Below are 23,954 nucleotides of genomic sequence, written 5' to 3'. Positions count from 1 at the left end.
CTTTATTTGAGAACAGAAAAAAACGTCATCACGATGGATCACGTTTTTCTGTTCTTCTTATTTTACCACTCTTCAATGCTCTCACCTATCCATGTGCTCTTCTTTTGCCTTAAGCCGCCGAAGCATCACAGTAGCCGCTGCAAAGCCGGCTGTCATCGAAATGGCATCAATGATGATAAGCCAGATTGTACTGGTATAGCCGAGCTTCACACTTGCAGCAATTAGAATCACCATTAAGATCAGCGCAACATAGCGGTTATAAGTGATTCGAGCAAACAAGATGACTAACAAACCAGGGAAAAAGAAGGCCGACAAAATTTGATCGAACATCTGCTTTCCCTCCCTTTAGTTCGTTTTTTTTATAGCATTTTCCCGAATATCTGTGGTTAGTTTCGGCAAATCAGTAGTGCGAATGCTTTTTTCACGCAGCATATCAGGTAAGATCTCAGCGAGAAAATATTTGACGCTTGCCATGTCGCGATACTGGTAAATCGTCGCCAGCGCTTCACTGTATATTTCAACGAAAACCGGCTCGGGATTGCCTTTTTGAATTTCACCGAATGACTCATACAGCAAGTCCACTTTATCAGCGATAGCCAAAATTCGCCCTTCTAATGTTTCGTCTTTTCCTTCTTTTAGCAAATGCCGATAAATCTCTTGAAACTGTGCGGGAATTTCACGTTCGATGAAATTCTGAGTCATGCTTTCTTCGACTTCTGAAAGCATCGCACGAAGTTCAGCGGTCGCATATTTAACGGGTGTTTTGATATCACCGATAAAAAGCTCGGAATAATCGTGATTCAGTGCTCGTTCATAAAGCGCGCGCCAATCCACCTTATTTCCTGCCTGCTCTTCAACGTGTCCAAAAAACTGCGCAATACTCGTTACTTTGAAAGAATGTTCGGCAACGGAGTGTTCTTGGTATTTGAATTTTCCGGGACAGCGGTAAATGTTCTCAAGATCGGATAAGCTTTGAAAATATTGATGAATGCCCATGGTTAACACTCCTTTTCCTGTTTATTCTTTTGTTTTTTTGTTCGCTGGATTTGTATGTTCTACTTCTCGCATCAGGATAGCACCTACGTAGCTAAGCAAAGCAATGATAGCGCCGGAATACGATCTGAAGTTCGCTGGGACCAGAAAAGCAATCAAGGCTGCGAGGATGATCGTGATGACGATTCCCAAGCTGAACAGTTTCATTCGGCGTGTTTGTTCGACTTTGAGCGGTGCGTAAATCCAGATGTAGCACACAGCTTGGCTTAGGATAAGCTGAATAACGCCGAGTACAGCGACAACAGCAAGTGACTGATTGAAGACAATTCCGAGAATAGCATCGCTGAGAATTGAGACTAGTCCGGCAATAACCAGTGTTTTTTGGATGGAAGTAAGATTTTTCAAGCAAAATCCCCCAATTTTTTTGATTTATATCTAACTTTACCACATCAAGCTGGACTTTTCGATTGAAAAACGTCCTTCTGCTCCTCCGATTAGGAAAAGCAAAAAGACGTTTTTTGGAAAAAAATTAGCTTTGTTTTTCTTCTTTCGACCGAATTAGAATTGTAAGTCCGAGCAGCGTCACTACGACGGTCGCTCCCATGTCAGCCATGATGGCCATCCACAATGTCAAGATTCCTGGAAGTGTCAAAAGAAGCGCAATGATTTTCAAACCGAGTGCAAATGCAATATTGAAAGTAACGATTTTGTGAACGCGTTTCGCAATTTTGATCGTGATCGGCAGTTTCTGCAAGTGGTCTTGCATCAAGACAACGTCAGCAACTTCGATAGCACTATCGGTTCCTTTCCCCATCGCGATACCAAGATCGGCGGTTGCAAGGGCTGGCGAGTCATTGATACCATCTCCGACCATCATAACTTTGCCGGATTCGGCTTGGATTTTTTGAATTTGTGTCAGTTTTTCTTCAGGCAAGAGATCAGCATAATAGCTGTCAATTCCGATTTCTGCTGCTACTTTTTCGGCTGTCTTAGCGTGATCCCCTGTCAGCATAATTGTGTTATTGACACCAAGTGCATGCAAGTTGCCGATCAGTTCGCGACTTTCTGGACGAAGGGCATCTCGGATACCAAACATGCCGAGAATCCGATCTTCTGTTGAAGTCACAACCAATGTGAATCCGGATTGTTTCAAGCTCGCGGCGTCCCGCCGCGCAGTGTCATTCCATGCCTTCTCTGGAATCTGACTTTCGCTTCCCATGAAGTAAGTCACGCCATCCAAATTCCCGACAAGTCCTTTTCCGGCAACGGTTTGTAGGGAATCCATTTTTTGAACTTTTTTCCCAGTGCTTTCAATTTCTCTCATAATCGCGCCTGCAATCGGATGGAGTGAGTCGCTTTCCATTCGGCCTACAATGTCGAGGAAGTTTTTATCATCGTAGCTGTACATATCGGCAACTGCCGGTTTTCCTTTTGTAAGTGTTCCGGTTTTATCAAAAGCAATTTGTTTGATTTTGCTAAGTTGCTCAAGGAATACGCCGCCTTTAATCAACACACCGTTTTTGGCGCTGCGGGTAATTCCTGAAACGATCGTAACGGGCGAGGCAAGGATCAAGGCACATGGGCAGCCGATAATAAGAACTGCGAGGCCTTCATAAATCCATTTCGAGTAATCTCCGCCGAAGAAAAGTGGTGGTACAAACGCAATCATGACAGCGAAAATCATGATAACGGGCGTATAGTAGCGGGCAAATTTATCAATAAACAATTCAGTTGGTGTTTTCGTTTCTTGTGCTTCTTCCACAAGATGAAGAATTTTAGCAAGTGATGAATCTTTGTAAAGTGCTGTAATTTGAGCTCGGATAGTCCCTTCGTTGTTGATCGAACCACCGAATAAGTCATCGCCGACTTGTTTTTCAACCGGCATGGATTCGCCGGTGATCGCCGCTTCGTCAAATGAACCGCTGCCTTCGATCAAGACGGCATCAGACGGTACTTTTTCACCGGCACGGATAAGAACGATATCGTTTACACGTAAATCTGCAATTGGAATTTGTTTGGTTTCTCCATTTTGAATCACGTTTGCGGTTTTTGGCGCTACTTTGAGGAGTTCTGCCATCGACTTCCGCGCTTGGCGCATTCCGAAGCCTTCCAGATACTCATTTACACCGAAAAGGATGGCAACTACGGTTCCTTCTTTATAATCGCCGATCGCAAAAGCTCCAACTAGGGCAACTGTCATCAGTGTATCAATATTGAATTTAAAACTAACAAGATTTTTCAAGCCTTTAAGGAATGTCTGGTATCCGCTTAGACCTGCCGCGATTAAAAATACGAAGAATGCAATGGGTGCTGACATTTTATCTCCAAATATTAGTGCAGCAATAAGGATCACGGTTGAGACTCCAAGCTGTATTAGTAATCTTTTATCATTTCCGTTATCGTGGCTATGGTCGTGATCCCCACCTTCTTTTTCCGGCTGAATTAGTGATACATTTTCCGTCTTAAGGATTTTCTCAACTTCTGGAAGCGAAACTCCATCTGGAAGGATAAGTTTGGCTGTATTGTAGAAGATTTTCGTTTCTGCCCCATTTTTCAAGCCGCGGATTTCTTTTTCTAGCTTGTCCGTGCAATCTGCACATGAAAGTCCATTAAGCCGATATTCAGTCATTTTCATTCTCTCCTTCTAAAGCGGCGCCGTTACCTAACGGTGTTCAACGTGATGAATGGCTTGTTTTAAGAGTTCAAGAACGTGATGATCGTCTTGTGAGTAAAAGATGGTTGTTCCTTCTCTTCTCGATTTGACGAGCCGTAAATTTTTTTAAAAATCGCAGTTGATGGGAAACTGTTGTTTGATTAAAACTTAGTGTCCGTGCAATTTCGTTTACTGAGTATTCTCGTTCTTGTAGCAAGTTCAAAATTTGAACACGCGTTGGGTCCGAAAGCGCCTTAAAAATTTGTGTAACGTCTTGCAAGGTTGCTTCATTAAGTCCCGATTTATTTTCCATCTTGATTCACTCCATTACTATATGGTCATATATTCATATGATAGCGTGAAAAGAGTGGTTTGCGCAACTCTTTAGGACTTGTGTTTTTCTTATATATTAATATATGTTAATATACACATATATTAATATATATCAGATAAAATTGCAAGGATTTTTTTTAAAAAAAACTTATTTAAACAAAAAAAACTCTTGCAATCTATTAAAAGATTGCAAGAGAATCTTGTATTATCATTCTTTTTTTAATATACAATGATACGTGCCTGGTTGCGTTCCGTCGTAATTATTAACAAACTCCCCAGTGGAGTGATAAACCCAGTCTGAATTCGATTCACACTCCCAACTATACACATGTCGGGGATCTACTTCGTAAGGTGACCAAGGAAGTCCACAATCGCCTGCAAACCTAAAGTTAGTTCCAATTTTTAAAGTTGACAAATAAGCATACGAAAAAGCTTCTTTCATATTCGTTACGTTTAAGCTATTCCAATTTGCAATATTAAGCTCACCTGCACCCAATGAATAAAAAGCTTTTTCCATATTTGCTAGGCTGGGAGTATTCCAACCACTTAAATCGAGTTTTACATTAGCAAATGTAGAGTAAAAAAAACATGTATGACATATTTTCTGCTTTTACTGGATTCCAGTCACTAATATCAAAATCCTGATTGCTAATTATTATTTTGGCAAACATTTTTTCCATTGTTCTCACTTCTGAAACATCCCAACCTTTTAAGTTAAGCGACAAGCGTGTAAAAGCATCTTCAATAATGGAACCATCGGCAACAAACATATAGCTCATATTCTTTACTTTTGATGTTTTCCAACCGCTAAGATCTAGTTTAAAATCGCCTCCGTTTGAAAGAGGACCTAACTCACCGAACATATAATGCATGGTTTCAACATTTGATGTGTCCCAATTTTTTATTTTTAATTCTTTAAAATTTGTCCACGCAAACATGCTTGACATATTAGTTACCTGTACAGGTTTCCACTTTTCAGCTAATAGAACTTGAACCCCTGAACTGAAAAACATTCCTTCCATTGTTTTAACATTTGACACATCCCATCCGCTTAAATCCAGATACTCTGCTTTAGAAAATCTGAACATATACGACATATCAGAAACATTTGAAGTATCCCAAACAGGGCTTTCTATAGATTTTATATTGGAAGAATCAAACATTGATTGCATCGTTAACACTTGTGACATATCCATATTTTGACCACCTTCAATTTTGCAATCTAAATCACCAATATTTTGAAACAACATCGAGCAGTTTTTCGGAAATTGTACTTTTTCTGAAAATCGAATGACCTTGGCATTCTTATACTTAAGTAAAATCTGGCGCAATCTATTGTCTTCTGTGAATTCTCCGCCGCTAAACACTAATTCTTTTGTTTCTTTTTTCCATATCCAAGAAACATTTCCGATAAAACCCGCTTGATCCAATGAAACTGCTTTGCGAGCCTGTTCATGATAGCCTTTGTCTACACCAACAATTTCCACTCGATCTTCTGAACTCTTAATAAACTGTCCAGCGGTCGCAAATTGAAACTTCCCCTCTTTGGTTATAGCTTGCGCAACTACCTCACCATTCACAAAAAGCCTGACCTTACTGATGTCTTTACCATAACTCCCTGTCAGTTGCTGATCTTTATACATATACTCATCCACTGATACAGAGAAATCTTGCTTACCCACCTGCATTATAACTTTTTGATGAGCAACATCTTGTCCAGTTCCTGTTCTACCAACAATTTCTACTTGATCATTTCCACTTAAAATCCAAGGTTCTACATAGATTTTATATAGGCCGCCTTCTTTCACAGAAACTTCATTTCGTTCTTTCCCATTTACAAAAACCGCTACCTTATCAATGCTTATTCCATGTGTTCCTGTAATATATACATCACCAAAAGTAAAAACATCTCGTGTCATTTTTTCTTCCGATACAGAAACTGTATGTCTAGCTTGCTCAAAGTATCCATCGTCGACACCGATAATTTCTACCTTGTCTTCTGCTGCCATAATATACTGTTCTGCATCAACTATGAAACTACCATCTCTCATTTCGGCTTGCTTAACAACTTTTCCATTTACAAACAGACGAATTTTCGCAATGTCACTGCCATATGTCCCGACAATTTTTGACTCTCCTAGTGTGTAATGATTTACGGTTATGCCAAAATCTTGTTCTATTGGCTGAATGTTTACATATTTACGCGTTACTTCTTCTCCGCTCGCCGTTTTTCCTATTATCTCTACCTGATCCTTCGCGCTCAAAATCCATGGGGCTACATAGATTTTAAAATTACCATTTTCCTTCACCGCGACTTCATTTCGTTCTTTTTTATTAACCACTAGCGTAACCCTTTTAATTTCCGTACTTTGTCTACCCGTAACATATATATCCTTAAAAATGTATGGATCAATATATAACTCTGTATTTGTCCCCTCCGTTTCTGTCATTTTCACTTTTTCAACTTCTTTATTTTCTTTCACAATCGCTGTGCTTGCTAATACATTCCCTGTTTGTATGGCTTGACTCATAATCAATATCAGTAACATCATATAAATCCGCCATTTCCCTTGTAGCGCTTTCATTCTTTCCCCTCCTTTTTATTCCATTATCTTAAGTATACAAAATTAAACTACTGAAAAATGTGACTATTTATCAACTAATCCAGTTTCACACATAAATTTTCTATCCTTTGGGCTAGTATATTCTGTAATTGTCCAAATTTCAGGTGTAACTTCTGCCACATAAACCTAAGTCACAAAAACATAATCTAATCGTAACCAATTTTACGTTTTCCATATTTTTCCAGAGGGTACTTCTTTTTTAAGGGGGAATTCATTATGAAAAAAATACGCATAATTCTATCGTTATGCCTGCTCGCTGTCACTGTTGTTTTACCAGTTGGCCATGCTGAGCTTCAAACAAAAGCAGCTACAAGAACTGTTATACCGCTTGAGCCGCTTATCGATGGAAAAACGGGAGATATTCATTTGAAAAGTAAAACAGATGCCGTTTATACTATTTCTAAGCCAATTCAAAATGTAAAGGTGAACCTGATCGGCGCAAGTTCAGGTTCCGAAATACGTGCTGATTTCAATGGTACCGGAAGCAGCCAAACACCTTACTTACTTTCATTTGCAGAAGGACACACCCATATTACGGTGAAAAATATCCGCTTTGACTTGGCTCACCGCGGACGAGGAAGCCTTAAATTTTCAAAGAATAGGGACATCACGATTAGTCATAACGAATTTACGGGCTATTCAAAGCGATTCGGTTATTACAAAACAGATAGCGCCATCTTACTAGATGGTGTTCAAAATGCCACCATTGAACAAAATATTTTCACTAAAAACGGTTTTGAATATACGGCTAAACTCGGTGATTTAAATCGCTGCATTACCATCCAAGGCAGCAACTCCAATCAGTTTCAGCTAATAAATAACCGCTTCTATCAAGTTAATCAAGCAGTCGTTGCTTTAGCTCCAAGTATCACTTCCTTCACAGCTAGCGGTAATCGTTTCGAAAATGTAGTGGACAATGCCTTATATTTACTGCAAGTTCAAAAAGCCGCTGTTCATCATAATACTTTTCTTAACATGGCCGATGAAGCGATCGTTATTTCCGGCGGCGACTTCCAGATTTATAATAATTACGGTAAAAATGTAAAAAATAAATTTTTAGCCATCCAAGACAATATAAAATCAATTTCTTTCATAAGCAATAACCTCACATCAGATTATCCTTCAAAGACTAGCCGACCAAGTGCTATCGCTTGGAGACCAGGCAGCAGTCAAGCTCGCGTCACAAACTTCACTGTTAAGAATAACGCCTTCAATTTAGACACCTCACCTAAAAATTACGATGTTTTTCCGATTGGAAATGTTAAAAATTGGACGTTTGAGAATAACAAAGTTATTTTGCAGACGCTCGAAACTTATCAGAAACTATTCAGTTTTAACGGTACCGAAACGATTCAATCGGCACTATTTATTGATAACCAGATTTCCGTGCGCTCAGGCGGACGGATTGCGCCAAAATCTTATTTTCTGAGAGAAACGGCAACAAAACTTACGCCAATCAACAAACTTGTTATTCGTAGCACGCCATTTAAAGGACAGCTCCCATTTAAATACAAATATGTAAAATAAAAAAAAGGCTGCCCGCGGGCAGCCTTTTTAACTCTCAAATTCATTCTTTACTTAATCAAGGATGAACCTCTTCATACTTACAAATTCAATTCTTCAATTTCTCCGCTTTCCAAATAAACAATCCATTCGGAAACATTTGTAATGTAGTCGCCAATCCGCTCCAAGTTCTGCGCTACAAGCAAAAGATGCGAAAACTCTTCTAAATGCTCCGTATCAACTTGCATTTGCTCAATGCACTTGCGAGATACTATACCATGAAGCTTATCAACTTCATTGTCGCGAGCTGCAATTTCTCGTGCAGCAACTGCATCACCTGCTAAGTATGCGTTCAACACATCGTGAAGCATTGATTTCACAATTTCGCCCATTTCTGCAATTTCTGGAATCGGCTTTAGCGCTTTACTGTCTTTTAACAGAATCGCTGCTTTCGCAATGCTCACCGCGTGATCGGCAATCCGCTCCAAGTCCGAACTTGCCTTGAGTACGGTCACAATTTTCCGCAAATCTGTTCCAACCGGTTGTTGCAGTGCAATTAATTCAAATGAGCCTTGTTCAAGCGAAAGCTCCATATTATTAATCGCTTTGTCTTCTGCAACGACTTGATTAGCAAGCTCCAAATCACGTTCTGAAAGCGACTTAACTGCTTTAAAAATTGCTTCATTTACTAGCATCCCCATTTCGAGCAAATGCTGATGCAGTTCATTTAATTGTTCTGTAAAAATTTTTCTTGCTACCATATTCGTGTTACACTCCTTATCCGAATCGACCTGAAATATAGTCTTCTGTTTTTTGTTCTTTAGGGTTTGTGAAAATCGTTTTCGTATCCGCAAACTCGATGATTTCTCCATTCAAGAAAAAGGCTGTTTCATCCGAAATACGCGAAGCTTGCTGCATATTATGTGTCACAATCACAATCGTATAATCCTTTTTCAGCTCTAAAATCAAATCCTCTACTTTAGATGTTGAAATCGGATCAAGTGCTGATGTCGGTTCATCCATCAAAATTACTTCTGGCTTCACTGCAAGCACACGTGCGATACAAAGACGCTGCTGCTGACCGCCTGACATCCCTGTTGCAGGTTTATCAAGCCGGTCGCTTACTTCGTCCCAAAGCGCCGCTTGACGTAGGCTTTCTTCTACAATTGCATCCAGTTCCTTTTTATTCGTCACTCCGTGCATTCGCGGTCCGTAAGCAACATTATCGTAGATTGAAAATGGAAAAGGATTCGGTTGCTGGAAAACCATTCCAACTCGTTTGCGCAATCCTACCAAATCTACTTTATTTTGATTGACTTCTTCCTCAGAAATCTTAATGCTACCGGTCGTCTTAACCCCTGGTATCAAATCATTCATCCGATTGAGCGTCCGCAGAAAAGTCGATTTGCCGCATCCAGACGGACCGATTAGCGCCGTCACACGGTTTTTTTTTAATGGCAAGCGACACTTTTTTAAGCGCCTGTTTAGCCCCGTAATACAGGTCTACTTGGTCTGCTTCGATCATTAATTTTGTTTGTTCAGTCGTCATCGTCATTTCAAAAAGCCCTCCTTAACCGAAGTTTCCAGAAATATAGTCTTCTGTACGTTTTTCGGTCGGATTCGTGAAAAGTTCTTTCGTTCCTTTGAATTCCACGACTTCCCCGAGGTAGAAAAACGCTGTGTAATCGGAAACGCGCGCTGCCTGCTGCATATTGTGCGTTACAATCACGATCGTGTATTTTTCCTTTAGTTCATCAATTAAATCTTCAATTTTACTTGTTGAAATCGGGTCGAGAGCAGAAGCCGGCTCATCTAGTAACAAAACCTTCGGCTGCATCGCGATCGCCCGTGCGATGCAAAGACGCTGCTGCTGACCGCCTGAGAGTGAAAGTGCACTCTTATTTAAGTCGTCTTTGACTTCATCCCAAAGTGCCGCACCTCGTAAGCTCTTCTCCACGCGTTCCATCAACTCCTTTTTTGTTTTTCATTCCATGACGCTTCAACCCGAAGGCAATATTTTCATAAATTGATTTGGAAAATGGATTTGGTTTTTGAAAAACCATGCCAATTTCTTGGCGCACCCGATAAAGGTCGATTTCTTTACGATTAATATCAATTCCGTTATAAAAAATGCTTCCTTCCATTCGGCAGCCGTCGATTTCATCATTCATCCGGTTAAGTGCTCTAAGATACGTTGACTTGCCGCAACCAGACGGACCAATCAGCGCTGTGACTTTGTTTTCTGGGAAAGCAAGATCAACGCCTTTGATAGCTTCATTTTCGCCATAAAAAACGCGGAGATCGCGAGTAGCCATCGCGTGTGTCTGCATGTCGATAGGAATTGCGGCTGCTTCTGTCTGATCTTGTGCCGCTACGCTTACATTCGGCATATTTTTCGTAATCATCATTTCTAAAACTCCTTTATCTTAAGACGAAGACGTCATTTTTTTGAAAACAAATTTCCCAAGCAGTCGCGCAAGGATATTAAACAAGAGAACTGAAAGGATTAAGACTGCGGAAGCTCCGTCTGATACTACACGCGCATCCGGCATGATTCCTTCCCCGTTAATTTTCCAAATATGAACAGCAAGTGTCTCAGCCGGGCGGAAAATATTGAGCGGTGAGGTCATATCTGCTGGATTCCAGTTAGTAAAGTCGAGAATCGGCGTACTTTGACCTGCTGTGAAAATAAGGGCTGCGGCTTCACCGAATACACGTCCTGCCGCGAGAATAATTCCCGTAATGATCGCCGGAAGTGCGGCCGGTACGAGCACGCGCGTAATCGTTTCCCAGCGTGAAATTCCAAGCGCAAGTCCTGCTTCCCGCTGTGTATCAGGAATCGCCCGAAGCGCATCTTCAACCACGCGGATAAGAAGCGGTAAGTTAAAGATCGTCAATGTGAGTGCACCTGAAATCACTGAGAAACTCCAACCCATTTGGATAACGAATACGAGGAAGCCGAACAAACCAACTACAATCGAAGGAAGCGAACTAAGCACTTCAATCATTGTCCGAATCAAATCTGTCAACCAGTTTTTACGGGCATATTCCGCCATGTAAATCCCGGCACCAAGCGAAATTGGAATTGAAATCAGCATCGTGATAATCAACATGTAAAACGAATTCCAAATCTCTGGTCCAATGCCACCACCTGCTTTAAAAGCTTGCGGAGGATTCGTTAAGAAGCTTAAGCTTAACTGGGGCACGCCCTTTACCAAAATATATCCTAATAATCCGGCAAGTATCAGAATAATAAAGCCAGCGATAACGTAAAATACGCCAGTAGCTATTTTGTCTTTTGTTTTTACATTCATTTCGCTTTCCTCCTACGGCCGATGAAGCGGATAATAATGATAAAGAAGAGCGACATCGCCAGAAGCACCATCGCCAGTGACCAAAGAATATTGTTGTCAAGCGTTCCCATGACTGTATTTCCCATACCCATCGTCAGAATACTTGTCAGTGTTGACGCAGGTTCAAACAGCGAAATTGGAATCACCGCCGAATTCCCGATTACCATTTGTACGGCTAACGCCTCGCCGAACGCACGAGCCATCCCGAACACAATAGCCGTCAAAATGCCCGCACGTGAAGATCTAAGTACAACACGCCAAATCGTTTGCCATCTTGTCGCACCGAGCGCAAGCGAAGCTTCCCGATAATGACGCGGCACAGCTTTGATCGCATCAACCGCAAGCGATGTTACGGTCGGTAGAATCATCACCGTTAAAACTACTGTCGCGGCAGCAATCCCAAAGCCGCTTCCAGAAATATGTTCACGAATAAACGGCACCACTACACTTAGTCCGATAAATCCATAAACAACCGATGGAATCCCAACCAAAAGTTCCATTACAGGTTGTAGCACTTTTTTCCCAAAGCGCGGTGAAATTTCAACCATAAAAATTGCCGCTCCAATTGCAAGCGGTGCAGCAATACACGCTGCAAAAAGCGTTACTGCGAATGAACCGATAATCATTGGAAGTGCACCAACTAGCGGGTTTCCAGCTGCATCTTGTTTCGATGGACTCCAGTCTTTTCCGGAGATAAAATCGATAAATGATACTTTATTGACAAAAAAGGTGGATAATCCTTTTGAGATAACGAAATATAAAATTGAAACAGCGGCAAGAACCATCACCGCGATACAAATGAAGGTAATGATTTTCCCTCTCGATTCAAGACGTGCTTTCTTGGAAACACGTGTCAGCTTTTCTTCATTAATCACTTCCAAGACTAAAACTCCTTCCATTCCCTAACGTACGGACAAGTCTATCCTGCGCGCAGGATAGACTCTCCGTTCTATTTCTTTGTTCCAGAATTAGATATTTTTAACATTGCCTTCAGCGTCGCGTTCGATCTTCATTTGTTTGATCGATTGATAGCCAAGCTGTGGAACGAGGTCATTTTGAACGCTATCGCTTGTCATATATTTTAAGAATTCCTTAGCAACCCCTTTAGGTTCGCCGTTTGTATACATATGTTCGTAAGACCAGATCTTCCAATCGTTCGTTGCGACGTTTTTCTCATCTGGTTTCACACCGTCGACCGAAAGACCGACAATCGAATCATCGATGTAAGAGAAGGCCAAGTAGCTGATTGCTCCAGGCGTTTCGCTAACAATTTTGCGTACCGTACCCGAAGAATCTTGTTCTTGAGCTTTCACTGTATCCGCTCCGTCAAGCGCCCATTTTTCAAAAGTTGCACGTGTTCCGCTTCCTTCAGCGCGATTGATGATCGTAATTTTTTCATCTTTTCCACCAACATCTTTCCAATTCTTCACTTTTCCAGTGAAAATATCAATCAGTTGTTGTTTTGTTAAGTTATCTACACCCACATCTTTATTCGCAACCGGTGCCATCCCGACAACAGCCACTTTATGGTCAACAAGTTTTGAAGCATCTACACCATCTTTTTCTTCAGCAAAAACATCAGAGTTGCCGATTTCAACTGCACCCTGCTGAACTTGAGTCAGCCCTGTTCCTGATCCCCCGCCTTGCACATTAATTTGTGCTTTCGGATTTTCAGATTGGAATTGCTTACCCGCCGCTTCGACTAGCGGTTGAAGTGCCGTTGAACCAACAGCCGTAACCGAACCAGAAATTTCTTTTGAATCTCCGCTGCTTGCCTTGCCCTTATCAGAATCTCCGTTTCCGCAAGCTGCCAAAACCAACATTAAAGCTGAAAAAATTATAAGTAAACCCAAAACCTTTTTTTTTCATATTTCGTTACCCACCTTATTGATTAATTGTTATCTCTTACATTCTCTACTATAAACGGAAAGCATTAAGCCGTTATTTAGCTAATGTTAAGATCATGTAAATCTGTTTATTTCTGTAAAAAAGATATCAAAACTATGAATAAACAGTCGATTCACGTAAAAAAAACTGTTAGGAAAAGCGCTGCGCACTTTTCCTAACAGTTCAAATCCAAAATTATTTTGGTGTTTTCGGTAATTTTATTTTAAACGTTGTTCCTTCATCTTCCACACTTGCAACCGAAATGTCACCATCCATACTTTCAACCAAATGCTTCACGATAGAAAGTCCAAGACCCGTTCCACCAGAATGACGACTTCGTGCTTTATCCACCCGGTAAAATCGTTCAAAAATTCGCTCCAAATCTTTTTCTGGAATCCCAATTCCATTATCTGACACAGATAGAATCACATGACTGGCTGCATCTTCCAGTCGAATCTTTACCTTTCCATCAGCAGGTGTGTACTGAATCGCATTAGAAAGCAAGTTCACCAAAATCTGCTGCAGACGGTCGCGCTCCGCCAAAACAACGAGCGGCGGCTGATGTTTTACTGGAAGGTCAAGTACAATTGATTTTGCCGCCGCAAGCTCTTTCACCGTTCCGGCAGACTGAGCGATCACATCATCCACATCAATTTCTTCAAGCTGCACCGGCAATGCTTTTTGCTCAATTTTCGACAAGGCCAGAATATCTTGAATCAAGCGGTTTAAGCGATCACTTTCATCCTTAATAATCGTAAGAAATTGCTTCAGCACTTCCTCATCGTGCATCGCACCATCAAGCAGCGTTTCTGCAAAGCCCTTCACGGCCGTAACCGGGGTTTTTAGTTCATGCGACACATTGGTCACAAATTCCGAGCGCACATTTTCGAGATGCCGAATCTGCGTCACATCGTGTAACAACAACACTAGCCCAGAAATTTCGCCATCTTCCATGAGAATAGGCGTTACACTCGCATCGAGAATCAACTCCCGCGGGAAGTAAATTTGAATTTCCTGTTGTTTACGCTCACGCTCCTGCATCGACTGTTCAATCAGCTGACTAACCCCAAAGCTTTTGATCACTTCATAAAAAGGTCTGCCTTTGATTTCTTTCACCCCAAGAATCTGATACATCGCCTTATTCGCCATAATAATTTCCTTGTCGAAATTAATCAGCATCACACCGCTCACAAGATTTTCAACGATGGCTGACAGCCGCTGCGAGTTTTCTCTGATTTCATACATCTGCGTTTCGAGACTTTCGGCCAGCTTATTCACCGCCGTTGCAATCTCCTCCAGCTCGCCGCTTGATTTCCCGTAAATTCGACTACTATAATCATGGCTCGCAAGTCTGTTTGAAACATCCACAATTTCCTCCACAGGACGCGTAATTCGCCTTGCAATAAAAATACTCACCGCAGCAATAATCAGTATCGTCGGCACAAGAATCAGCATCAAATTGCCCCATAATTTATCGATCGCCTTGTCGATCGATTCAAGCGAAACTGAAATCCGAATTGCGCCATCAACCGAACCGCCATCCAAAATCGGCACCGCTACATAAAGCATACTATAGCCGAGCGTGGCACTTTCCCTCGTCGCCGTCCCAACAGATTTCCCATTTTTCAAAACCGCTTTAATTTCCGGACGATCCGCATGATTCCCGAGCTTTTCCGGATTTTCCTTCGAGTCCGTAATCACGCGTCCATCCTTATCCATCACCGTAATCCGCGCATCGACTTCATCTTTCAGCGGGGCAATTTTCGCGCTAATTTCCGCTTCGCTCCCATCCAAATCCTGATCATTCAATCCGGCCGTATGACGCAAAATCCGCGCTTCATCTTCCAACTGATTTTCCTTCATCTGCAAGTATGTTGACTTCATCAATTCCCCAGAAAAAAGCCCCACAAGTGCAATCGTTGCAAAAAACAAAACAAAAAAAAGTCATTCCAATTTTCAGCCATAATTTTTTCATTCTTTCACGTTCTCCATTTTATAGCCGAACCCGCGCACCGTCTTAATATAACGCGGATTTTTCGTATCCGCTTCAATCTTATCGCGCAAGTGACTGACATGTACATCCACAATCCGCGTTTCGCCGATATAATCATAATTCCAAACCGCATCGAGTAGCTGATCACGCGAAAAAACCTTTCCACGATGGTTGGCGAGATAAAGCAGCAACTCAAATTCCTTTGGCGTAAGATCAAGCGCTTCACCACGTAATGTTGCTTGGTAGCTTTCTTTAAAAATCACAAGTTCACCTATTTGAATTTGATCTTCCGCTCCGCTCTCCGTTTTCGCTTGTTCCACCGTACCGGCCTTTTGCGCCCGCCGAAGAATAGCTTTAATCCGCGCGAGTACCTCGCGCGGGCTGAACGGTTTCGTAAGGTAATCATCCGCACCAAGCTCAAGTCCAATAATCTTATCGAGCTCCTCGTCTTTCGCAGTCAGCATCAAAATAGGAATCTCAATTTGATTTTGGCGCAATTTCTTCGTAACCTCAATCCCGTCCATCTTCGGCAGCATCAAGTCGAGCACAATCAAGTCCGGCTTTTCCGTCACAGCCAGTTCGTATCCCTGCTCCCCGTCTTCCGCCGTTATAACGTCATAGCCGGCTTTTTCGATATTAAATTTTAACAATGTCGAGATCGAAAGCTCATCATCCACAACTAAAATTTTGGTCACATTAATCTCCCTTTCCAGAAACTTCCATACTTTCGTCTATTTGTTAACATAAATATAGCATGAATTAACAGATGCTGGATAGCTTTCGCTTGTTTTTTACAAAAACTTAAAGGAGGTTGTAAATTTCTGAAACAAAAACTTGCTAATCACCTTGAAAAGCTATGAAACATCGCCTTCAACTGTTATCCACATATTTGGAAAAACACTCTTAAATTCCCCTCAAAAAAAGCTTTGATCCTAAAAGACCAAAGCTCATCTCGGTTCCACTAACAGCAAACCAAGCTCAAACGATTCATTTTCATACAGCGCAGTTTGCTCAAAACGCGGCTCGCCTTGCAAATCGACAACTTTCAACTTGCAAAATGCCCGATTTTTATTAAGCGCTTCATAAAGTTCTGTTCGATTCCTGACAGCAATCCCATTCACTTCCGTTATCTTTTCACCTGCAATAAGATGCATACGCGCAGACGGCGTCTCAGCACGCGCCCCGAGTACAACAATCCCATCCGGCTCCGGCTTGTAGCGTAGCGGCGCTTTTTTGTCCGTTCGATAAAAACGCCAAGAAATCCAAAACCTTGAAATCACGGCGAGTACGAAAGCAAAAAGGGTCATGACCGGAAGGACAATACTGACTAGGCCGATTCCAGCAATAAACACCGCCAAGGTGGTCACTTGCGTAGATAGTTTTCGGCTTAACTCGGCTGGAAGTTCCGACAACGTCTTTTGCTCAAAGCCGATCACGAGCGGCAGAAGTACAAGCGTATACGAACTTGATCCAATATTAAATACCGGCCAGAACTCAAATAATTTTTGAATTTCAGCACCAGGAATAAAAGCAACAAGTGGAATGAACCATAGTTTTCGCAGTTGAAAAGCTCCAACAAGTTTGCCGCGTCCGCTTTTTCTTAGCGACGGGGATGGGGCTTTCGCGCTCGTATAGCGAATCAGCCAGGCTTCCACAAATAAAAGTACGGCGAGAAGAAACGTCATGCCAATCATAAAATTATCAATATACAAATCATCATACGATAAAAAATTTGTCTTGTAGCGAACCAAATTGGATATCAAAGTAGTAGCAGAAATAAAAGACTAAACTTGAAATCCCAATCGTGATTGCTGTCGAGCTAAGCCGAAACATTGCAAGTATCAAAGCAAGTACTGTAACTACATTAAAAATGACAATCCACGTTTTCATCACACTGAAACCAACGAAAAACAAAATAATCGAAAGGATAATCGCAATTCCAAGTCCTAGCGTAAAAAAGTTTTTCAACTCTAGAAATGGCGAATAAATCCGCACACTAAACGATTTGCGTTCCCATTTGACACGGTTAAACCCTGCCACAATGACAAGCAAAATCGATAAGTAAAAAACGGGCTGTAACAGCAAGCTGAGTATTCCTTTAAAAATAATTTCCATGACATTCATCTCCAAAAAGCCCCCCAAGCCGACTTTTATTTTTTATAGTATTGGCGACAAGAGTCTGCTTACCGCTTCCTTGAATTTAAGCCAAATCGATCTTTCATTGTACAATTCTGGCGTCAGCTGATAAGATTTCAAGATATCCTCGAGGAAAATATCCTCAAGCTCGGCAGCCAGTTTTTTCTCATAAATAAACGCATTTACCTCAAAATTTAAGCGAAAACTGCGAAAGTCCATATTCGCCGTTCCGACCGAAGCAATTTCACCATCAATCACGAGCATTTTCGCATGAATAAAGCCATTATCATAGATGAAAATTTTCGCTCCCGTTTCCATCAATTCTCCCGCATAACTCGTCGTTGCGCGGTATACAAACGGATGATCCGGCTTATTTGGAATCATGACACGCACGTCAATCCCCGAAAGCGAAGCAATCTTAAGCGCTTCGAACAAACTGGCATCGGGAATAAAATACGGTGATTGCAGATAAATTGATTTTTTCGCTGAATTTATCATCTTAATATAGCCATTCTTAATTTGTTGCCATTCAGAATCTGGTCCGCTCGACACAATTTGCATACTCGTATGCCCTTTCCCATGAAACGTAGGGAAATAACGTGCCTTGTAATCAATCTTATGGCTAGGCGCTGCCGAATTCCAATCCATAATATAGCGCGTTTGCATCGCATAAACAGCCTTACCATGCACGCGCAAATGCGTATCACGCCAGTATCCAAATTTTTTCGACAAACCGAGATACTCATCTCCGATATTAAATCCACCAATATAGCCGACTTTTCCGTCAATAATCGCAAGCTTACGGTGATTTCGATAATTCAATCGGAAATTGATCAGCGGAAGTTTTGATGGAAAAAACGGCCTCACAACTCCACCATTTTTCTCAAGCGTCCGGAAAAATGATTTTTTTGTGGTTCTCGATCCCATCGCATCATAAAGCACTTTCACATTCACACCTTCAGCCGCTTTTTTCTCAAGCAGCCTGATCATCCGCTTGCCAAGCTCATCCGAATGAAAAATATAATAAATAATATGTATATGATTCGTTGCCGTTTCAATGTCTTTCATCAGTGCTTCAAACTTGTCGTGACCATCAACATAGACTTCCACTTCATTATCTTGAGTCAAAATTGCACCGTCGTTTACGAGCAAAAGATAAATTAAATCACGATGTTTTTGTACATTTGCATCACTAAACGGAAATTCTTTTTGGCGAATGAGCTCGATTTGATTGGCAGTCGATTCCTTAATCCCAATCTTTTCCTGCCCTTTCCAATCAAAAATCTTCTTATTGGAGAGCTTTCGGCCAAAAATCAAGTAAATAATAAAGCCTATAATCGGCACAAATGTTAAAACTAAAAGCCACGCCCAAGTCGCAGATGTATCGCGCCGCTCTAGAAATACAGTCACAGCCGCAAAAAATACATTCAAGACCAGCAAAATGACCAAAATAGCTGTCAAAATCCCCACATAGCACGCCCCTTTTTCAGTTACTCTACGCTATCATATCATAAAATCAATCGTTCGACTATTTTCTGTAAAAAAGCACCCCCAGTTTTTGGGAATGCCTTTTTCAAAGTTATAAATACGGTGCCGGATCGATCGGTACTCCATTTAAATGAATTTCAAAATGAAGATGCTGCCCCGTTGACTGCCCCGTTGAGCCCATAATTCCAATCGCTTGACCTTGCATGACTTGCTGCCCTGCCGTCACATTCAAACTTCCTGCCCGCATATGTGCATATAGCGTTTGATAGCCGTTCCCGTGATCAATTTCGACCACATACCCGTAACCGCCATATCCGCTTCCCGGTGCCCCGTAACCTGCAAAAACAACTTTCCCTTCTGCAGCTGCCACAACCTGCACCGTTCCTCCAGCTGCAATATCTTGACCTTTATGTGATTCATACTGTCCTGTCACTGGGTTAACCCGATCACTAAATCCCGAAGTAAGAATTCCTTGTGCGGGGCGGATAAACATACTTCCGTTTGAAGCTGGCGGTGTATACGCCGGAGGAGCAATCGCAGTTTCGTTGCCATTCCCAGCTTGCGCCGCGCTCCCCGCTGTACTAGCTTCCGCCTGAGCCTCTGCACGTTCAGCCGCCACTTTCTTACGTTGATCCTCAATCGCTTTTTTCGCAGCCGCTTCCTTTTTACGCTGTTCTTCCGCATACGCATCTGAAATATTACTTAAAAGCTTCTGCTCCTCACCAGTCAATTGACCCTTTTGCGTTTCGAGCAACGCCTTTTCTTGCTCTGTCTTATCTTTTTTCGCTGCAAGCGTTAAAATCAATTCATTTTGCTCAGCTTTTTGACTTTCCAAGTTATTTTTTGTCACCGCAATTTGCTTGGCCAAACGGTTTAATTCAGCTAATTTCTTTTCTGAATCCACCTGTTTTTGGTCAAGTAGTTCCTGATCATTTTTCTGCTTCGTCATAATTTCCTGATCAGCACTGACAAGAACTTGAACCAAATTTGCTCGATCAATAAAATCACCAAAATCTTCAGCTTGAAGCAAAATCGTCAAATAGCTATTGCTACTTCCGCTCGTTTGAATCGCACGAGCACGCTTCTCAAGCACTACCTGCCGTTCCGCAATCTGCTTCTCAAGCGCCGCAATTTCATTTTCCAAACGTTTGACCTGAGCTTCTTCCGATTTTACCTTTTTCGTTTGTTCTTTTAGCTTTTCATTTGTTTCTTTTATCTCCTTTGAAACACGGTTCAAATTATCCGATACCGTCTTCACGTCGCTAACAATTTGATTCATCTCCGCTTGCTTCGTTTCAATATCCTTTTCAACCGAAGACTTCTTTTGTGTCACACTTTGTTTTTCTTTTTCCATGTCCGAAATACTATCTGCAAACACATTCAGCGGCTGAACTACCATCCCCGCTGATGCAATTACTGCGATTAACCCAAGTGTTTTTTTTCTTTTTTCATTTCTGTTTTGCTACCCCACTTCTCATATGAAAATTAGCTTTTCTATAAATTTTGATAAAAAAAAGTACCCTTATCTCAAAATCAGATAAAGGTACTTTGCGATTTTCAAATCCATTTAACTTCTTAATCTTAGAAGTTTGCTACACGACCATACCCAACAAGGTAACGAGCCCAGTAGCCGCTTGAAATGTTGTCATATTTTACGCCGTTATTTTGTGCATTGATCATTTGACCGCCGCCTACATAAATTCCAACGTGTGCAATACCGCCGCCATAGTTAAAGAATACGAGATCCCCTGGTTTTGCTTGGCTTGCACTTACTTTAGTAGCTGCTGCATATTGTCCGCCAGATGTTCTTGGCAAGCTGATTCCAGCTGCACGGAAAGCGTAAGAAGTGAATCCAGAGCAGTCAAATGCGTTAGGGCCTGTAGCACCTAGCGAATATGGTTTACCAAGTTGAGCTTGAGCTGCCGCAATCATTGCAGAATAACCGCTACCGCTCGGTTGAGAAACACTACCGCCGCCAGTTGAACCGCTGTTGCTGCTGTTTCCAGCAGAACTATTACTACTAGAATCAGATGATGAAGATGCATTGCTTGCAGAAGTATTAGAACTGCTTACATTTGAGCTTGCAGAAGAACTGCTGCTATTTGATGAAGCTGAGGCAGTTGATTCGCCAGCAGTTGGTGCTGCCGCCGCTGCTAAAGCTTGAGCACGAGCTGCCGCTGCTGCTGCTTGTTTATCGCGTTCGCTGATTAAACCAGCCTTTGCTTTTTCAGCAGTTGCTTGGTCAGCTGCAAGTTGGGCAACGACTGCTTCTTTTTCAGCTTTTTGAGCTTCAATTTTATTTTGCTGAACTTCAAAATCAGCAATTGCTTTTTGTTGTTTTTCTTGCGTCTTCTTCACAGAAGCTTGTGTTGTTTTAAGAGCTTGTTCATCTTTTTGTTGTTCTTCCAAAATAGATTGGTCAGAATCTACAAGCTGATTCACAGCCGAAACACGGTTTACTAAATCAGAGAAATTATCAGCACCTAGAATAACATCAAGGTAAGCATTTGAGTTCGAATTTTTTTTGCATTGCACGTGCGCGTTCTTTTAAAACTTCTTCGCGTTCTTTAATGCGTTCATTAATTTCTTGGATTTGTTTGTTTAATTTTTTAAGTTCTTTACCTGTTTTATCAAAGTCAGCTTGCAGATCTTTTGCTTTGCTTTTAGCGGATTCCATTTGAGAAACAAGTTTCGAAAGTTGTGATTCAAGATCACCTTTTTTAGATTTTAAATCACTAATTTTTTGATCTTGTACTTGGATATCCTTATTTACATCAGCGAAAACATCTGTCGCAAAAGCCGGTGTTAAAGTCATTACTGTTGCAAGTGAGACTGCAATAAACGCATTTTTTTTTCAAAGAAATTTACCTCCTAAAAAGCTCCCTAGCTTTTTTCTTTTTTATTTTTTAAGATTAATTTAATTTTCATTTGGGTATATAGATTACTGTATGCTTCTGTTACACCTTCAAGAATCTTCTAATTGAGATAGCACTTCCCCAAATACCAATCAGAACTCCTATCAGGATAATCAGCGCACTTAATTGATAAGCGAAAGGTGTTGGCGGTAAAAGCGAAAGCGATGTTGTTGCAAGCTTCGGATTTACCAGATTGTAAGTGTTGATATAACCTACAAACGTTAAAATCACCGGAATGATTGAACCAATTAGTCCTAGCCAAGCGCCTTCTAAAACGAAAGGCCAGCGAATGAACCAGTTTGTAGCTCCAACCAACTTCATAATTTCAATTTCTCTTCGACGCGAGAAGATGGCGATTTTAATTGTATTTGAGATGAGGAACATTGCCGTTAAGAGTAATCCAATACTTAGGACTATTCCAGCATATCTTGCCCATTTCAAAGTGTTGAATAAGTTATCAACTGTTTTTTCACCATACTCAGCATCTTCAACATGTTTCAGCTTTTCAATTTTGCTTGCTACCGTTTTTGTCTGTTCAGGATTTTTTGCTTGAACAACGAATACATCATGGAGCGGATTATCTTGCTTAAACAGTTCGAAGTTTTTTCCGTAAGCACCAACCAGTTTATTCAACTGCTCATCTTTGGATGAAAAAGTAACTTTTTCAACCCCACTTACTTTTTCGATGTTTGCCTTAAGCTCATCTTCTTGCTTGTCCGTTGCGCTTAGTGAAACGTGAACATTAATCTGAACATCGTTTTCAACATCTGACGCAAGCTTATTCATGTTGATCAAAATGGAGAAGAATACACTCACAAGAATTAATGTCACTGTTACGGCACTTGCGGCCGCAAAAGTCATCCATCCATTTCTGTAAAGACTCTTAAAACTCTCTTTAACGTGCCGACCAACTGTTCTAAATTTCATATCCATATTCTCCTTGCTCTTCATCACGGGCAATTCTGCCATTTTCAATGGCGATAACACGATGTTTTAACGTATTCACAATTTCTTTATTGTGAGTAGCCATTACAATCGTTGTCCCACGACTATTGATTTCTTCAAGGATATTCATGATTTCCCATGAAGTATCTGGATCGAGATTTCCGGTTGGCTCATCAGCAATGAGAACCTTTGGCGTATTCGCAATTGATCTTGCAATTGAAATACGTTGTTGCTCTCCGCCTGAGAGTTCATCGGGCAGCATTCTGACTTTATGTTTTAAATTGACTAAATCAAGAACTTCCATAACACGATTTTTGATTTCCACTGGATCTTTTTCCACGACTTCCATCGCATAAGCGATATTTTCATAGACTGTCTTACTTTGGAGTAATTTAAAATCTTGGAAAACGACGCCAACGTCTCGTCTTAAGTAAGGAATTTCTCGGTTTTTCATGTTCACCAAGTCAAAGTTATCAACTTGGATATTTCCTTTGGTCGCTCTTTCTTCGCGATAAATCATTTTTATAAAAGTGGATTTACCTGCACCACTTGGACCAACAACATAGACGAACTCCCCTTGATCAATTTTTACGTTAAGACCATTTGCGGCTGTGATACCATTGGGGTACTTTTTATAAACGTCTTCCATCAATATCATTTAATCACCTTACTCGCCTTTCTTTAGCTTCAGTTAAAGGTAATGCAATGATAACCTTTGATATAAAATTGTGAATTGGCAATAATAAAACTGCCACAATACAGATTATTATAACACTGTAGTTTTTCAACTTTAGGTTAATTACATTACAGTTATATTTCAGCACATGACAATCAATACTTTGTTGTAATACAGTCATCGTTTGATGTTTAGAATTTCCTAAATAGGGGATATTTCTTTTGACTTTTTATACTGCTTTAAAAAAACAATTGAAAACTTTTTTGTTTTTCCAGTGACTTTATTGTATCGTTTTTTTTTGAAAAATAACATTACAGCTAGATTAAAAATCTTTACAATTTGAAAGAAAAGGCATAGACCGATTTTCAGCTAAACCATGACAAGTTTACAGTTTCACAGGTTTTGCATGTCATCAAACTGTTATATAAAAAAAGAAACAGCTGAAAAAGAATTCA

Annotated in this window: 16 protein-coding genes and 6 pseudogenes; 1 reads left to right on the top strand and 21 read right to left on the bottom strand. The window is 41.0% G+C overall.

What is annotated here, in order from left to right; genetic code table 11:
* Nucleotides 1-81 precede the first annotated feature (81 nt).
* From MFLO_RS13300 to MFLO_RS14885, 7 genes and pseudogenes are all read right to left on the bottom strand, one after another.
* A complete protein-coding gene (locus tag MFLO_RS13300; RefSeq protein WP_036098502.1) occupies nt 82-330 on the bottom strand; it encodes a CsbA family protein in 249 nt (82 codons plus the stop codon).
* 15 nt (nt 331-345) lie between these two features.
* A complete protein-coding gene (locus MFLO_RS13295; protein ID WP_036098500.1) occupies nt 346-996 on the bottom strand; it encodes an HD domain-containing protein in 651 nt (216 codons plus the stop codon).
* Between the two features lie 21 nt (nt 997-1,017).
* Nucleotides 1,018-1,398 (bottom strand): hypothetical protein, encoded by a 381-nt coding sequence (locus MFLO_RS13290; protein WP_036098499.1) that lies wholly within the window; start codon nt 1,396-1,398, stop codon nt 1,018-1,020.
* Between the two features lie 124 nt (nt 1,399-1,522).
* Nucleotides 1,523-3,622, bottom strand: coding sequence for a heavy metal translocating P-type ATPase (locus tag MFLO_RS13285; RefSeq protein ID WP_036098498.1), 2,100 nt, complete (start codon nt 3,620-3,622; stop codon nt 1,523-1,525).
* Nucleotides 3,623-3,655: 33 nt separating this feature from the next.
* Nucleotides 3,656-3,959: pseudogene (locus MFLO_RS13280) on the bottom strand (ArsR/SmtB family transcription factor).
* Nucleotides 3,960-4,187: 228 nt separating this feature from the next.
* Nucleotides 4,188-4,496, bottom strand: coding sequence for a BspA family leucine-rich repeat surface protein (locus MFLO_RS17280; protein ID WP_036098497.1), 309 nt, complete (start codon nt 4,494-4,496; stop codon nt 4,188-4,190).
* Nucleotides 4,497-4,542: 46 nt separating this feature from the next.
* Entirely contained in the window at nt 4,543-6,564 is a 2,022-nt protein-coding gene (locus MFLO_RS14885) for an immunoglobulin-like domain-containing protein (RefSeq protein ID WP_051993677.1), read from the bottom strand.
* A gap of 255 nt (nt 6,565-6,819) precedes the next feature.
* On the opposite strand from MFLO_RS14885, the gene MFLO_RS13265 reads away from it, so the two are divergent.
* Nucleotides 6,820-8,130 (top strand): right-handed parallel beta-helix repeat-containing protein, encoded by a 1,311-nt coding sequence (locus tag MFLO_RS13265; protein WP_036098496.1) that lies wholly within the window; start codon nt 6,820-6,822, stop codon nt 8,128-8,130.
* A gap of 77 nt (nt 8,131-8,207) precedes the next feature.
* Here MFLO_RS13265 and phoU read toward each other — a convergent pair whose 3' ends face one another.
* The 14 genes and pseudogenes from phoU to ftsE all read right to left on the bottom strand — a co-directional run bounded on the left by phoU (nt 8,208) and on the right by ftsE (nt 23,481).
* A complete protein-coding gene (gene phoU, locus MFLO_RS13260) occupies nt 8,208-8,867 on the bottom strand; it encodes a phosphate signaling complex protein PhoU (protein ID WP_036098495.1) in 660 nt (219 codons plus the stop codon).
* Between the two features lie 16 nt (nt 8,868-8,883).
* Nucleotides 8,884-9,661 (bottom strand): annotated as a pseudogene (gene pstB / locus MFLO_RS13255) (phosphate ABC transporter ATP-binding protein PstB).
* Between the two features lie 15 nt (nt 9,662-9,676).
* A pseudogene (gene pstB / locus MFLO_RS13250) lies at nt 9,677-10,436 on the bottom strand (phosphate ABC transporter ATP-binding protein PstB).
* A gap of 96 nt (nt 10,437-10,532) precedes the next feature.
* Nucleotides 10,533-11,420 carry a phosphate ABC transporter permease PstA gene (gene pstA / locus MFLO_RS13245; RefSeq protein ID WP_036098494.1) on the bottom strand — a complete coding sequence of 296 codons (888 nt, stop codon included), beginning with the start codon at nt 11,418-11,420 and terminating at the stop codon, nt 10,533-10,535.
* Entirely contained in the window at nt 11,417-12,340 is a 924-nt protein-coding gene (pstC, locus tag MFLO_RS13240; RefSeq protein WP_149023060.1) for a phosphate ABC transporter permease subunit PstC, read from the bottom strand. Before pstC ends, pstA begins: the two co-directional genes overlap by 4 nt.
* An 87-nt stretch (nt 12,341-12,427) precedes the next feature.
* Nucleotides 12,428-13,312: a phosphate ABC transporter substrate-binding protein gene (locus MFLO_RS13235; protein WP_036098492.1), complete on the bottom strand. Its 885-nt coding sequence runs from the start codon at nt 13,310-13,312 to the stop codon at nt 12,428-12,430.
* Between the two features lie 229 nt (nt 13,313-13,541).
* Nucleotides 13,542-15,321: pseudogene (gene pnpS / locus MFLO_RS13230) on the bottom strand (two-component system histidine kinase PnpS).
* Entirely contained in the window at nt 15,318-16,034 is a 717-nt protein-coding gene (locus tag MFLO_RS13225; RefSeq protein WP_036098491.1) for a response regulator transcription factor, read from the bottom strand. The pseudogene pnpS and the gene MFLO_RS13225 overlap by 4 nt, the downstream one beginning before the upstream one ends.
* A 252-nt stretch (nt 16,035-16,286) precedes the next feature.
* Nucleotides 16,287-17,463: pseudogene (locus MFLO_RS17075) on the bottom strand (serine protease).
* Nucleotides 17,464-17,496: 33 nt separating this feature from the next.
* Nucleotides 17,497-18,945, bottom strand: coding sequence for a cardiolipin synthase (cls, locus tag MFLO_RS13215; protein WP_036098490.1), 1,449 nt, complete (start codon nt 18,943-18,945; stop codon nt 17,497-17,499).
* 109 nt (nt 18,946-19,054) lie between these two features.
* The gene (locus MFLO_RS13210) at nt 19,055-20,362 is read right to left on the bottom strand and encodes a murein hydrolase activator EnvC family protein (RefSeq protein ID WP_051993676.1); all 1,308 of its coding nucleotides are present in this window, start codon (nt 20,360-20,362) and stop codon (nt 19,055-19,057) included.
* Between the two features lie 182 nt (nt 20,363-20,544).
* Nucleotides 20,545-21,778: pseudogene (locus MFLO_RS13205) on the bottom strand (coiled-coil domain-containing protein).
* Nucleotides 21,779-21,920: 142 nt separating this feature from the next.
* On the bottom strand, nt 21,921-22,805 hold the full coding sequence (gene ftsX / locus MFLO_RS13200; protein ID WP_036098487.1) for a permease-like cell division protein FtsX: 885 nt from the start codon (nt 22,803-22,805) through the stop codon (nt 21,921-21,923).
* Complete coding sequence (gene ftsE / locus MFLO_RS13195) at nt 22,795-23,481, bottom strand: cell division ATP-binding protein FtsE (RefSeq protein WP_036098486.1); 687 nt, start codon at nt 23,479-23,481, stop codon at nt 22,795-22,797. The genes ftsX and ftsE overlap by 11 nt, the downstream gene beginning before the upstream one ends.
* Nucleotides 23,482-23,954: the final 473 nt, after the last annotated feature.

The organism is Listeria floridensis FSL S10-1187 (genome assembly GCF_000525875.1).
GTDB lineage: Bacteria > Bacillota > Bacilli > Lactobacillales > Listeriaceae > Listeria > Listeria floridensis.
The sequence above is the reverse complement of the archived record's forward strand: the minus strand, read 5'-3'. Positions and strand labels throughout refer to the sequence as shown.

What these genes read in the sequence shown, in the direction of transcription:
- MFLO_RS13300 (WP_036098502.1), bottom strand. Translation starts at nt 330, where the DNA reads ATGTTCGATCAAATTTTGTCGGCCTTCTTTTTCCCTGGTTTGTTAGTC.
- MFLO_RS13295 (WP_036098500.1), bottom strand. Translation starts at nt 996, where the DNA reads ATGGGCATTCATCAATATTTTCAAAGCTTATCCGATCTTGAGAACATT.
- MFLO_RS13285 (WP_036098498.1), bottom strand. Translation starts at nt 3,622, where the DNA reads ATGACTGAATATCGGCTTAATGGACTTTCATGTGCAGATTGCACGGAC.
- MFLO_RS17280 (WP_036098497.1), bottom strand. Translation starts at nt 4,496, where the DNA reads ATGGAAAAAGCTTTTTATTCATTGGGTGCAGGTGAGCTTAATATTGCA.
- MFLO_RS14885 (WP_051993677.1), bottom strand. Translation starts at nt 6,564, where the DNA reads ATGAAAGCGCTACAAGGGAAATGGCGGATTTATATGATGTTACTGATA.
- MFLO_RS13265 (WP_036098496.1), top strand. Translation starts at nt 6,820, where the DNA reads ATGAAAAAAATACGCATAATTCTATCGTTATGCCTGCTCGCTGTCACT.
- phoU (WP_036098495.1), bottom strand. Translation starts at nt 8,867, where the DNA reads ATGGTAGCAAGAAAAATTTTTACAGAACAATTAAATGAACTGCATCAG.
- pstA (WP_036098494.1), bottom strand. Translation starts at nt 11,420, where the DNA reads ATGAATGTAAAAACAAAAGACAAAATAGCTACTGGCGTATTTTACGTT.
- MFLO_RS13210 (WP_051993676.1), bottom strand. Translation starts at nt 20,362, where the DNA reads ATGGTAGTTCAGCCGCTGAATGTGTTTGCAGATAGTATTTCGGACATG.
- ftsX (WP_036098487.1), bottom strand. Translation starts at nt 22,805, where the DNA reads ATGAAATTTAGAACAGTTGGTCGGCACGTTAAAGAGAGTTTTAAGAGT.
- ftsE (WP_036098486.1), bottom strand. Translation starts at nt 23,481, where the DNA reads ATGATATTGATGGAAGACGTTTATAAAAAGTACCCCAATGGTATCACA.